This window comes from Enterobacter sp. Li2LvB3 (genome assembly GCF_056156645.1).
In genome coordinates, this window is the sequence record NZ_JBSICG010000027.1 from 1 (window position 1) to 11,899 (window position 11,899).

At 51.3% G+C, this 11,899-nt stretch carries 15 protein-coding genes and 2 pseudogenes; 6 read left to right on the forward strand and 11 right to left on the reverse strand.

What is annotated here, in order from left to right:
• Positions 1–114: 114 nt before the first annotated feature.
• Positions 115–240 carry a hypothetical protein gene (locus tag ACS603_RS19330; RefSeq protein WP_259349633.1) on the reverse strand — a complete coding sequence of 42 codons (126 nt, stop codon included), beginning with the start codon at positions 238–240 and terminating at the stop codon, positions 115–117.
• A 120-nt stretch (positions 241–360) separates the two neighbouring features.
• Between ACS603_RS19330 and ACS603_RS19335 the strand changes: the two are divergent.
• The 3 genes and pseudogenes from ACS603_RS19335 (at position 361) to ACS603_RS19345 (ending at position 1,487) form a co-directional block, all read left to right on the forward strand.
• Positions 361–587: pseudogene (locus tag ACS603_RS19335) on the forward strand (type II toxin-antitoxin system prevent-host-death family antitoxin).
• A gap of 130 nt (positions 588–717) precedes the next feature.
• Complete coding sequence (locus ACS603_RS19340; protein WP_182060037.1) at positions 718–1,170, forward strand: STM2901 family protein; 453 nt, start codon at positions 718–720, stop codon at positions 1,168–1,170.
• Positions 1,170–1,487: a DUF1493 family protein gene (locus tag ACS603_RS19345; protein ID WP_182060038.1), complete on the forward strand. Its 318-nt coding sequence runs from the start codon at positions 1,170–1,172 to the stop codon at positions 1,485–1,487. The genes ACS603_RS19340 and ACS603_RS19345 overlap by 1 nt, the downstream gene beginning before the upstream one ends.
• Positions 1,488–1,511: 24 nt before the next feature.
• On the opposite strand, the gene ACS603_RS19350 is transcribed toward ACS603_RS19345, so the two are convergent.
• Both ACS603_RS19350 and ACS603_RS19355 read right to left on the reverse strand, forming a co-directional pair.
• Positions 1,512–1,994, reverse strand: coding sequence for an Hcp family type VI secretion system effector (locus tag ACS603_RS19350; protein ID WP_182060039.1), 483 nt, complete (start codon positions 1,992–1,994; stop codon positions 1,512–1,514).
• Positions 1,995–2,131: 137 nt separating this feature from the next.
• Positions 2,132–2,404 (reverse strand): hypothetical protein, encoded by a 273-nt coding sequence (locus tag ACS603_RS19355; RefSeq protein ID WP_182060040.1) that lies wholly within the window; start codon positions 2,402–2,404, stop codon positions 2,132–2,134.
• A gap of 115 nt (positions 2,405–2,519) precedes the next feature.
• Here ACS603_RS19355 and ACS603_RS19360 point away from each other — a divergent pair.
• Positions 2,520–2,855: pseudogene (locus ACS603_RS19360) on the forward strand (ISL3 family transposase); the annotation flags it as partial.
• A 52-nt stretch (positions 2,856–2,907) separates the two neighbouring features.
• Here the strand turns inward: ACS603_RS19360 and fur are convergent.
• The 5 genes from fur to ybfF form a co-directional block, all read right to left on the reverse strand.
• Positions 2,908–3,354: a ferric iron uptake transcriptional regulator gene (fur, locus tag ACS603_RS19365; protein ID WP_014069352.1), complete on the reverse strand. Its 447-nt coding sequence runs from the start codon at positions 3,352–3,354 to the stop codon at positions 2,908–2,910.
• The gene (locus ACS603_RS19370) at positions 3,347–3,433 is read right to left on the reverse strand and encodes a ryhB-regulated fur leader peptide (RefSeq protein WP_182063536.1); all 87 of its coding nucleotides are present in this window, start codon (positions 3,431–3,433) and stop codon (positions 3,347–3,349) included. Before ACS603_RS19370 ends, fur begins: the two co-directional genes overlap by 8 nt.
• 212 nt (positions 3,434–3,645) lie before the next feature.
• Positions 3,646–4,176: a flavodoxin FldA gene (gene fldA, locus ACS603_RS19375; protein WP_003858653.1), complete on the reverse strand. Its 531-nt coding sequence runs from the start codon at positions 4,174–4,176 to the stop codon at positions 3,646–3,648.
• A gap of 155 nt (positions 4,177–4,331) precedes the next feature.
• Positions 4,332–4,619: a LexA regulated protein gene (gene ybfE, locus ACS603_RS19380; protein WP_041162017.1), complete on the reverse strand. Its 288-nt coding sequence runs from the start codon at positions 4,617–4,619 to the stop codon at positions 4,332–4,334.
• A 129-nt stretch (positions 4,620–4,748) separates the two neighbouring features.
• Positions 4,749–5,522, reverse strand: a complete 774-nt coding sequence (ybfF, locus tag ACS603_RS19385) for an esterase (RefSeq protein WP_474944742.1) — start codon at positions 5,520–5,522, stop codon at positions 4,749–4,751.
• A gap of 183 nt (positions 5,523–5,705) precedes the next feature.
• Here ybfF and seqA point away from each other — a divergent pair, with 183 nt between their 5' ends.
• A complete protein-coding gene (gene seqA / locus ACS603_RS19390) occupies positions 5,706–6,254 on the forward strand; it encodes a replication initiation negative regulator SeqA (RefSeq protein ID WP_014069356.1) in 549 nt (182 codons plus the stop codon).
• A 24-nt stretch (positions 6,255–6,278) separates the two neighbouring features.
• Positions 6,279–7,919 (forward strand): phosphoglucomutase (alpha-D-glucose-1,6-bisphosphate-dependent), encoded by a 1,641-nt coding sequence (gene pgm, locus ACS603_RS19395; RefSeq protein WP_474944743.1) that lies wholly within the window; start codon positions 6,279–6,281, stop codon positions 7,917–7,919.
• Positions 7,920–8,010: 91 nt separating this feature from the next.
• Here the strand turns inward: pgm and potE are convergent, their stop codons facing one another.
• The 3 genes from potE to speFL all read right to left on the reverse strand — a co-directional run bounded on the left by potE (position 8,011) and on the right by speFL (position 11,880).
• On the reverse strand, positions 8,011–9,324 hold the full coding sequence (potE, locus tag ACS603_RS19400; RefSeq protein WP_315688124.1) for a putrescine-ornithine antiporter: 1,314 nt from the start codon (positions 9,322–9,324) through the stop codon (positions 8,011–8,013).
• Entirely contained in the window at positions 9,321–11,519 is a 2,199-nt protein-coding gene (speF, locus tag ACS603_RS19405; RefSeq protein WP_182060043.1) for an ornithine decarboxylase SpeF, read from the reverse strand. Before speF ends, potE begins: the two co-directional genes overlap by 4 nt.
• A 256-nt stretch (positions 11,520–11,775) precedes the next feature.
• A complete protein-coding gene (gene speFL / locus ACS603_RS19410) occupies positions 11,776–11,880 on the reverse strand; it encodes a leader peptide SpeFL (protein ID WP_003858645.1) in 105 nt (34 codons plus the stop codon).
• Positions 11,881–11,899: the final 19 nt, after the last annotated feature.

Sequence of the window (11,899 nt, forward strand, 5' to 3'; positions counted from 1 at the left end):
CTACGCTTACCGGGCCTGGAACGTTGTCATAGCCCGGCAGGCATAACGCCACCGGGCTTTTTTATGCCAGATAACAGGCAAAAAAAAAGCCGTCCCCGAAGGGACGACTCTGGGTTACTTGGTCTGAGTCATTACGTTGACCTGGAAGGTATTGCCGGAGATGTTAATCCCTGGGCCTTCGGAGGCAACGAACGACTTCAGAACAACGAGTAACACCACCGTTAAGATGGAATTTCTCATTTCTTCGCTCCTTTTCTGGAGCTATGTGGTGCTGCTTAATTTGAGTTTCCCGCTTTGCCTACGACCTCTCAACGCTTCCTCTGCTTAAACATCGTAAGTTTTACTCACCCAGAGTTCTCAATGCGAGTTATTAGCTACAGCGTAGCCAGTAAAAACTTGTCGGTGACTATGCGGCAAATAATAGAGGATCATGCGCCGGTTCTCATCGTTCACCAGAGCGGTGAATCATGCGTCCTGATGTCGCTGGAGGAGTACAATTCGCTTGGGAAACTGCATATCTGATGCGCTTACCGACGAACGCCAAACGCCTGATGAACGCTATTGAGAGCTTTAAAGCTGGTGGCTGAACGCGCATCTGACCATCTTCAGTACTGAAAGCGAGCCATTTTCTGATTTTTTTCGAAAATAGAACCCGCCTTTTATCCTTGTTATTAATAAGGGTTTAACCTTACCCTTATTTGATTAAGGGATTATGAAATGGACACTGTAGAGGAACTTGGAGGGACGTATTTCTATCACGGGAATGCGAACGTATCCCCACAGGAGCTTTTTTTGCTGATATTCGTGGAGGGTTTGGCGAACCATCTGGGCGTAACAGTGGAGACTGCTGCAACTATCCTGGCGGGTCAACCTATTTTGCCCAAGCGTAAGGTGCTGGGTGCCTCAGGTTCGCGTACAAGTATTGCCTCCAAGGTGGCGCGCCGTATTTTAAAGGGAGCCCGTTTTCCTGAAGGTGTGAGGGTGGAGACTATCATTGGTATGGGTAGATCAAGGCAGACAAATAATGTTGGGGCCGTTGTGGGAAGGGCGGTTCCGTTTGTTGGGTATGCCCAGGCGGTGATCATCTTTGCCCTTGTGGCCAGAGAAACCAGAAACAAGTACAACCTCATAGCCCGACCGAAAGATCGGATTGCCTGGACATATTTCTAATGTTGTTGCCAGATGAGCAGGAGTTTTTAAATTACATCACTGAGAACTACAGTGAGCGCAAGCGTCCAGCCCAGAAGGATTGGAGCTTTCAGGAGCATTTCAATCTCGTACCCGAAGATTTAGAGGATATGCTGCTCGACCTTTTCAACCGGTATGGGATTGAGTACAGCAAGTTTGTCATGGACAGCTACTTTGAGCCGGAACTGTTTTGGTTTCAGTTTGGGCTGAGAAAGAAGTTTCGTGATCGACAGTACAAGCCGCTGACTCTCGAAATGTTTATTGAGTCTGCCAAAGCAGGTTACTGGCTGTATGACTAAGGGGCTTTGCGCCCCTTACGATGTTTACGCGGACTGGCGTTCGTTCCAGGCGTCACTAAAGATAATATTCCCGTCGTTATGCTTCCAGGTAATCTTCTCGTAACGAAGTTCGACTGTTTCCATGTGGTTTTCGTTAGGGTTATCGCCTGGAGCCATTGCTGGCGAGATAGAAACGACCCGCACACCTTCAAGGAGCATGTTGAAGTATTCCTCCTCCTGACCTTGATAGTTGATGCGGTACCATTTTATTTCAGCTGATACCAGACTCTGGCCGGTGGCTACTGCTTTATAGAGGTATGGGCTTGAGCAATCGAATTCTTTGATGATCAGCATAGGTGAGTGCATGCGGGTACCGGTTATTTTGCCGGTGGCGTTATCTGTTGGGATCATGAGGTTGTGGTGGAACCCTTTAACCTCGATACTGCATTCTCTGTCCTGGACATCAACTCCGCCTTTGATTAATGCACCGCCGTCGTCCTTAAGCCATAAGTAAGCTGGTATAGACATTTTTTCTTATTTCCTTATTTTGTCGAATAATTTCATCGTTAAGAGATAAATAACCTTCGTGTTGAGAAGGTTGGTGGTTATCGGATAAGTGCTGGCATTACCACCGTCCACCACCTCTATCTATACTCGGGCTATGTTTATCGGCCTCTCATCTCACCGATAGATTTAACGTTCGGTATGGTCTGCATCTTCTCGACAGGGTCGTTACACAGATACTCTTCATGTTTCCGTATCGGGTTAGCATCTGCATCGAGCAGTTCAGAAACAAGAATTGCAGGTCCATCATCATCGAATGTAATGAGGTGGTAAAACGAGTAAGTGCCTCCCATTTCAGCGTATTCGACAAACTCGGTTTTTAAAGCAGGTAACCCCAGGCTATATCGAATAGCGTCACCTTTAACTTCGCGCACTTCAGCTCAATCGAGTGATCTTTTTATATGGTTAATAAAGGCAAGCCTATGCCCGTTACAAGCATCGAAGTAGAAACCAGATCATGTTTATGACCAGTACTGTCATTTTCAGATAATGACCAGGTGTTATTTAATCAAAAATACCGTGTATGTGCTGAAAACGGCACTGAAAGAGCTGTGGTATGCGCCGAATGAACAGGAGTCGATTCAGCGCGGGAATGAATGGTACAGACAATGCCCGGAAAGCGGCATAAAGGCGCTGAAGCAGTTCGCTGAAAAACTAAAGGGAAATGTTGGCGGGATAATAGCGAGTGCAAGGCACAGACTAAATACTAGCGTACTGGAAGGGATGAACAATAAGATCAAGGTGATAAAGAGAATGGCATACGGATACCGGGAAAACGACTACTTCTTCCTGAAAATAAAAGCAGCGTTCCCCGGTAAAGCGCGATCAACAAAAAAAAAGCCAACCTTTCGGCTGGCTCAGAGTATGAAAATAGCACTTACTTCGCGTCGTGCGCGTGATCATTTTCGCGGCAATCGCCTTCCGCACAGTGGCCGTACAGGTACAGGCTGTGGTTGGTCAGACGGATGCCATGACGGGCCGCGATTTCACGCTGGCGCGCTTCGATAGAGTCATCACTAAATTCAATGACCTTGCCACAGTCGAGGCAGATCAGGTGATCGTGATGGTGTTGCTGAGTCAGTTCGAAAACAGATTTACCGCCTTCGAAGTTATGACGGGTAACAATGCCCGCGTCATCAAACTGGTTCAGCACGCGATAAACGGTCGCCAGCCCAATTTCTTCACCCATGTCGATAAGACGCTTATAAAGGTCTTCCGCACTGACATGGTGATTGTCTGGTCCCTGAAGCACTTCAAGGATTTTTAACCGAGGAAGCGTAACTTTCAGGCCAGCCTTCTTTAATGCGGTGTTGTTGTCAGTCATGCGGAATCTGTCCTGTTGCTAAACGATTCACTTCTAAGGAGGAAGTGACAGAGAATGCACTTGGGATAATGCGTATCATTATAGAACTGCCATGTCTAAATGAAAACTGCAAGTCTCAAGCAAAGTATGCTTATAAAAACGTGGTATCACCAACAAACTTGTTCGATGGCATCCACGTTTTACCAAGGGGATATTGTACAGGTCTGAACGAAAAAGTTAAAAGTTTGTAGCAATTAATTTAATCGGTTTGACCCGGTCAAGCGGGCGCAACCGAAGTTGCGCCGCTCATTATCAGGCGTTAAGGATGTCGTCCAGGTTCAGTTCTTCGCGGACCTGTTTAACCCATTTTTCAACGCGTTCTGCAGTCAGTTCTGGCTGGCGGTCTTCATCGATGGCCAGACCCACAAAGTGATCGTCGTCGGCCAGGCCTTTAGAGGCTTCGAAGTGGTAACCCGCCGTTGGCCAGTGACCTACGATAGCTGCGCCGCGTGGTTCAATGATGTCGCGGATGGTGCCCAGCGCGTCACAGAAATATTCTGCGTAATCTTCCTGATCGCCACAACCGAACAGCGCAACCAGCTTACCGTTGAAATCAACCTCTTCCAGAGTCGGGAAGAAATCGTCCCAGTCGCACTGCGCTTCGCCGTAGTACCAGGTTGGAATACCCAGCAGCAGGATGTCATAGCCTTCGAGATCTTCTTTGCTGCTCTTGGCAATGTCATGCACATCGGCAACATCTTTACCGAGCTGTTTTTGAATGTTTTTTGCGATATTTTCGGTATTGCCGGTATCACTGCCGAAGAAAATGCCGATGATTGCCATGAGTAAAATAACCTCTTGAAACTTAATGGTATGGTGGCGCAATTTGTCCACGGATAAGGGCAATAATAGCAGAACAGACAACCCTGCGGAAACAGCTATCACGCAGGACTGCACTCTGTGCTACATGAAAAAGGTGAGAAAGGGAGTTTTCTGACTTATGCCTTGCTGTGCAATTTTTCGAGTTGGGCGATCAACATCTCTTCAATCAGCTCGCTGCGGCTGATGTCGCGGGCGCTGGCAAGCTCGTTGAGTGCATCAACGGCATCGGCGTTGAGTTTCAGTTCGACACGCTTAAGCCCACGATTTTTATCGCGTTTAAGCTGGTTGCGTTTATTAATACGCAGCTGTTCATCGCGCGAAAGCGGATTTGTCTTGGGTCGTCCCGGGCGACGCTCATTCGCGAACAGATCTATTGTCGTACGGTCCGTTTGTTCTTTGGCCATGATTTTGAGACTTCGGGGGAAAACAAGCCGCCCTGCTATTGCCCGGGCGATAAGCGCGCCATCATACATCACCCACATCGGCACGCCAACGACTGGAAGCCCGCAGGCTTCCGGTCGCTGTCTTTTTAATCAATTCGCAGTATCAGAGAGATAGCGACGGATCGCGCGAAGCACGGCTTCTGGTTTTTCAGCATGAACCCAGTGTCCGGCTCCGGCGATAACATGCGCGCGGGCTTCGGGGAACTGCCTGATCAATTCATCACGACAGGCTTCGGTGACATACGGCGAATTACCGCCGCGCACAAAGAGGGTAGGGTGTTGCCAGGCCGCAACCGGCTCCCAGCCTACGATTTCTGAGTATTGATCCCACAGCACCGGCACGTTGAAGCGCCACTGGCCGTCGACAAACGATTTCAGCAGAAACTGCACCACACCTTCTTCATTAAGGTGGTCGCGCATGATGGCTGCGGCCTGCTGGCGGGTGGAAACACCGGCGTCTGTCACTGCATTAATAGCGGCAAAGATCTCATCGTGGCGACGCACGTCATAATCCACGGGCGCTACGTCTATTACGACCAGGCCGTTAATGTGCTCCGGCGCGAGTGCGGTCAGGGCCATAACGGCTTTGCCTCCCATTGAATGCCCAATCAGCGTCACCTTTTCGAGGTTGTTTGCCTTAAGCGTATCCAGAAGATCCTGCGCCATTGCGGCGTAAGTCATCTCTGGCGAGCGCCCTGAAAGGCCATGGTTGCGCATATCTACCTGCAAAATATCGTGATCGCTAACCAGATCCCGCGCCAGCACACCCAGGTTATCCAGGCTGCCAAAAAGACCGTGAACCAGTACGATGGGAGAATTATTGTTCGGCGATTGTGCAGATTGCGCTCGGGTATTCAATTTCATGGCAAAGTTCTTTTTTTACGTATGTCAGGTTAGGGTATCATGTTGACCATTCTGCCGCCCGGCTGCAAGGATCCAGTTTAATCTGACTTTTGCCGCCAACCTGGCTTGACGCTATCCGCTGTTGGGATTTGACCTTATAATCCCAACGACTTGTATTCAGATAAGATATCGCACTGGATTAAGATGAAAACAATCGAAGTTGATGACGAACTCTATCAGTATATCGCCAGCCAAACGCGGCATATCGGGGAGAGCGCGTCCGACATTTTACGGCGTATGCTTAAAATTTCCGCCGCCTCACAGCCTGTCACTCCTGTCGCGAAAGATGTCGTGTCTCAGCCGAGCGTTGCGGTGCAAGCCAAACCCGCTATGACACCGGCGAAAGACAAAGTTCGTGCGATGCGCGAACTGCTGCTGTCTGATGAATATGCAGAACAGAAAAAAGCGGTTAACCGCTTTATGCTGGTGCTGTCTACACTCTACTCACTGGATAACAAAGCGTTTGCTGAAGCGACTGAGTCGCTGCATGGCCGTACTCGCGTCTATTTTGCGGGCGACGAACAGACGCTGTTGCAAAATGGCAATCAAACCAAACCCAAACACGTGGCTGGTACCCCGTATTGGGTGATCACCAATACCAACACGGGGCGCAAGTGCAGCATGGTCGAACACATCATGCAGTCCATGCAGTTCCCGGCGGAATTGATTGAAAAGGTTTGCGGTACAATTTAACCCTTGCATAAGAAGGACCAGGCAATGGCAAATCACAGCCGTGCAGGCCAACCTGCACAACAAAGCGATTTGATTAACGTCGCCCAACTGACCGCTCAGTACTACGTGCTGAAGCCGGTTGTAGGTAACGCAGAACACGCAGTGAAGTTTGGTACATCTGGCCACCGCGGCAGTGCGGGGCGCCACAGCTTTAACGAACCGCATATTCTGGCCATTGCCCAGGCCATCGCGGAAGAGCGCGCTAAAAATGGCGTCACCGGTCCGTGCTATGTAGGGAAAGATACTCACGCCTTGTCTGAGCCTGCATTCATTTCCGTACTGGAAGTGCTGGCAGCCAATGGCGTTGACGTCATTGTGCAGGAAAACAACGGCTTTACCCCAACGCCGGCGGTGTCCAACGCGATTCTGGTGCACAACAAAAAAGGCGGTGCGCTGGCTGACGGTATCGTTATCACACCATCCCACAACCCGCCGGAAGACGGTGGTATCAAATACAATCCACCTAACGGCGGCCCGGCAGATACTAACGTTACCAAAGTGGTGGAAGACCGTGCTAACGCCCTGCTGGCAGATGGCCTGAAAGGCGTGAAACGTATTTCCCTGGATGCCGCGATGGCATCTGGTCGCGTGAAAGAGCAGGATCTGGTGCAGCCGTTTGTTGAAGGGCTGGCGGATATCGTCGATATGGCGGCTATCCAGAAAGCAGGCCTGAAACTGGGTGTAGATCCTCTCGGCGGCTCCGGTATCGAATACTGGAAACGCATCGCAGAGCATTACAAGCTGGATCTGACCATCGTTAACGATCACGTCGATCAGACCTTCCGCTTTATGCATCTGGATAAAGACGGTGCTATCCGCATGGACTGCTCCTCTGAATGTGCGATGGCTGGCTTGCTGGCGCTGCGCGACAAATTCGACCTGGCCTTTGCTAACGACCCAGATTATGACCGTCACGGTATTGTCACCCCGGCAGGGCTGATGAACCCGAACCACTATCTGGCGGTGGCCATCAACTATCTGTTCCAGCACCGTCCACAATGGGGCAAAGATGTTGCCGTGGGTAAAACGCTGGTGTCCTCTGCGATGATTGACCGTGTGGTTGACGCGCTGGGCCGCAAGCTGGTGGAAGTGCCGGTTGGCTTCAAATGGTTTGTTGATGGTCTGCATGACGGCAGCTTCGGCTTTGGTGGTGAAGAGAGCGCGGGTGCATCCTTCCTGCGTTTCGACGGTACGCCATGGTCCACCGATAAAGACGGCATCATTATGTGTCTGCTGGCGGCAGAGATTACTGCCGTAACCGGGAAAAACCCGCAGGAGCACTACAATGAGCTGGCTGCACGTTTTGGCGCGCCAAGCTACAACCGTATCCAGGCTTCAGCGACCTCTGCGCAGAAAGCAGCGCTGTCTAAACTGTCCCCGGAAATGGTGAGTGCCAACACACTGGCTGGTGATCCTATCACTGCACGCCTGACGGCAGCGCCGGGTAATGGTGCGTCTATTGGCGGCCTGAAGGTGATGACCGACAACGGCTGGTTCGCTGCGCGTCCTTCAGGTACGGAAGATGCGTACAAAATCTATTGCGAAAGCTTCCTCGGCGACGAACACCGTAAGCTGATTGAGAAAGAAGCGGTAGAGATTGTCAGCGAAGTGCTGAAAAACGCGTAAGTGCGGTTTGTGTGCCGGGCGGCACTGCGTTTGCCCGGCCTACAACAACGAACGTAGGCCCGGTAAGCGCTAGCGCCACCGGGCTATTTTTTTAGCTGTGTTTATTCTTCAATTCAAACCGTGGTGACACCAGACCGTACAGCGTCCAGCCCATAAAGGTCACCATCGCGCCGTAGAGCATCGCTTCCTGGCCGGACGAATAGAGCGCATAGAAGCTGTAAATTGCCCCAATCAGCGCCACGATGTTGGCCATTCTGGCTTTGCCCGGATCGACTTTTGCCACCTTCTGAATAATCACCAGGGCCGCCATCGACAGGATGTACGGAATGATATTCGTCACCACTGCCAGGTTTACCAGCACGTTGAACTGGCTGTTCAGCGACGGGCTGATGGTCATCAGCGACAAACCACTCTGGAAGATAACAATCGCTAACATACCCTGCACCGGCGCATCTGCTTTCGTCACACGCGAGAAGATTTTCGGGAAATAACCTTCGTCTGCGGATGACTTAAACACCTGCGCAATGGTGAACTGCCAGCCGAGCAGTGAGCCGCAGCAGGACATCACCATCAGACCCATGATCACTTTCCCGACGGTTGGGGTAAACATCTGCGCGAAGGCCAGCCCGAACGGCGCGGTGGAGTTGGCGAGATCCATGTTAGGCACAATCCCGGCAATCACGTTAGTTGAAACGATGTAGATAACGGCAGCGCCCAGCGTACCGCCCAGTACAGCAATCGGGACGTTCTTTTCCGGGTTTTCCACAACTTCGGCATTCGCACAGGCGGATTCCAGACCGAGGAATGCCCACAGCGTCATGGCGATAGATGACCCCACCGCAGTAAAGAACGGTACATTGTGCGGGTTCCAGGAGTTGGCATACAGCGTAGGGCTAAACCAGAACCAGCCGATGATGCACAATCCCACCACCGGGATGATCACCCCCCAGACGGTGATACTGCTGATCTGCCCGGTGATGCGCGCACCACCGAAGTTCGCAATGGTACAGATCCACAATACACAAATGGTGGCGATACCGATTTGTACCGGACTGAGCGTGGCACCAAACAGCTCCGTACCGTAACCGACAGCCGAAATAGCAATCGCCACGTTGGCAATCAGCAACGACACACCGTAGGTATAGTTGGCCATAAAGTTGCCCGACTTACCGAAGGCATACTCCGCATAGCCACCCATGCCACCTGATTTACGGCTGAACATCCCGCACTTGGCAAAGGCCCACGCCAGCGCCATTGAGCCAACGGCAGTCACCAGCCAGGAGATAATCGAGATTGTACCGACTTCTGCGAGCTTGGTAGGCAGCATGATAATTCCCGACCCCATCATGTTTACCATGGTGAGGATGGTCAGCTGCACCACACCCATCTTGTTAGACTTACTCATAATTTTTCTCCTTTCAGCAACGACGGCTGAGCGGCAGGTTGCTTGATGACGTTACAGCGAACGTGTTTGCGGCCGTCACACTCTTCCACGTACACGCCCTGGAGCTCTGGCGCAAAGCCTGGCAACAGGTTGATACCTTCTTCCAGCGCGGCAAAGTAGCGCAGCACTGAACCGCCCCAGACTTCACCTGGCACAACGCACAGCACGCCTGGTGGGTAAGGGAGAGCGCCTTCGGCGGCAATACGGCCTTCGGCATCGCGCAGAGACACCAGCTCCACCTCCCCGCGCAGGTAGGCATAGTTGGCGTCCTGGGGTGACATCACCACGCGTGGGAAATGAGACTTACGGAACATCTCTTTTTGCAGCTGTTTCACGTTATTACGCGCATACAGGTCGTGCATTTCCTGGCAAATCTGACGCAGGGAATAGTCGGCGTAGCGTTCCGGGTATTGCTTACAAATCGATGGCAGCACCTCTTTTAACGGTGCATCGGTCTGGAGCAGTTTTTCGAAGCGCACCAGCTGAGCCACAAGCTGCTGCAACTTGCCCATATCCTCTGCCGGGGTCAGCAGGAACAGGATGGAGTTCAGGTCGCATTTTTCCGGGACAATACCGTTTTCGCGCAGGAAGTTCGCGAGAATGGTCGCCGGGACGCCGAAATCCTCGTACTCACCGGTACGGGCGTTGATGCCCGGTGTGGTCAGCAGCAATTTGCACGGGTCGATAAAGTACTGATGCTCGGCATAACCTTCAAAGGCGTGCCAGTTCTCGCCAGGGACGAAGTGGAAGAAGCGCAGGTCAGTGGCAATTTCTGCTGTATCCCAGCTTTCCCACGGGCGACCATCTACGGTTTCCGGCACGAACGGGCGAAGGAACTGGCAGTTTTGCAGAATAAGTTTGCGCGCTTCGATACCTGTGACCACGCAATCCATCCACATGTTGCGACCGCTCTGGCCTTCATGCATCCGGGCGTTGATATCGAGCGCCGCAAACAGCGGATAAAACGGGCTGGTGGAGGCGTGCATCATAAAGGCGTTGTTGAGACGCTTATGCGGCACATAGCGCTGCTGGCCTTTGATGTGGCTGTCTTTCTTGTGGATCTGCGAGGTTTGCGAGAAGCCTGCCTGCTGTTTATGCACCGACTGGGTCACCAGAATACCTGGATCGTTCTCGTTCAGCTCCAGCAGCAGCGGCGAGCAGTCGGCCATCATCGGAATAAATTGCTCGTAGCCCACCCATGCAGAATCAAACAGGATGTAATCACACAGGTGGCCAATGTTATCCACCACCTGACGGGCGTTATAAATGGTGCCATCGTAAGTACCAAGCTGGATAACCGCCAGTCGGAACGGGCGTTCGTCACGGGCGCGACCCGGGGCAACTTCTGCGACCAGCTCGCGAAGATAGCTTTCTTCGAAGCAGTGCGCGTCAATCCCGCCAATAAAACCGTATGGGTTTCGTGCTGTTTCCAGATAAACCGGCGTCGCACCGGCCTGTAACAGCGCCCCGTGATGGTTGGATTTATGGTTATTTCGATCGAACAGCACCAGGTCGCCAGGCGTCAGCAGGGCGTTTAAAACCACTTTGTTTGATGATGACGTACCGTTCAGCACAAAATAGGTCTTATCGGCATTAAACACTTTTGCCGCATGTTGCTGGGCAATACAAGGGGCGCCTTCGTGGATCAGCAGATCGCCCATGGCCACATCCGCGTTACACAGATCCGAACGGAACAGCGTTTCGCCAAAGAAATCCACAAACTGGTTACCGGCAGGATGACGGCGGAAGAACTGCCCCCCCTGATGCCCCGGGCAGTCAAACGCGCTGTTACCCTGTTTGACGTAATCTACGAGGGCACGGAAGAACGGCGGGCGCAGTTGGGTTTCGTACTTCTGCGCGGCAGCTTCAAGCTGGCGGCCATAGAAATCATTGCTGGTGTCAGAGCATTCAAAAACCCCCTGAATGCGGGACAAATATTCTGCCGGAACAATTTCTTCTTTATGTGTGGCAATAAAGACGGGAATACCAAATCCTGTTGCTTCTATTTCTTCTATCGCACCACTTGAAATATCGTTGATGGCCAAAACAACGGCAGCAACATCAATATAATCAGAAGCACTCACATCCACCATTTCGCGAGTGGTGGTAAAGCAATCAGGGCATGAACGGCTGGCAGCAATTTTTAAACTTTTCATCTTTATCTCTTTATTTTAGGCAATAGGAGGCCTTCGATTCTTTACAAGAAAAAAATCGATAATTTACCGGAATAAAAAGCAAAGCCTGACCTCTGATAAAAAATCAGTTAATTGCTTTTTACAGAATTAAATCCAGTCCGTCCGGCTACGAAAGAGCCTGGATCAAGAGAAATGAGCGCACGTGTTCACAGGCAGTCGCCTGTAAAATAAGGTTTTTTAGAATAACCTGTAAGCAGATGCGCCAGAAGTCGAAGGACTACCGGGCATTAAAGAGATGAAAGTCGAAGCAGTTACGGTGGGCAAACATCATAATATGAGTTGTCCGCCGTATGTGGGGCATTAAACGATTGTTGTTTTCCATGTGTGTTTTCCTTTCAGTA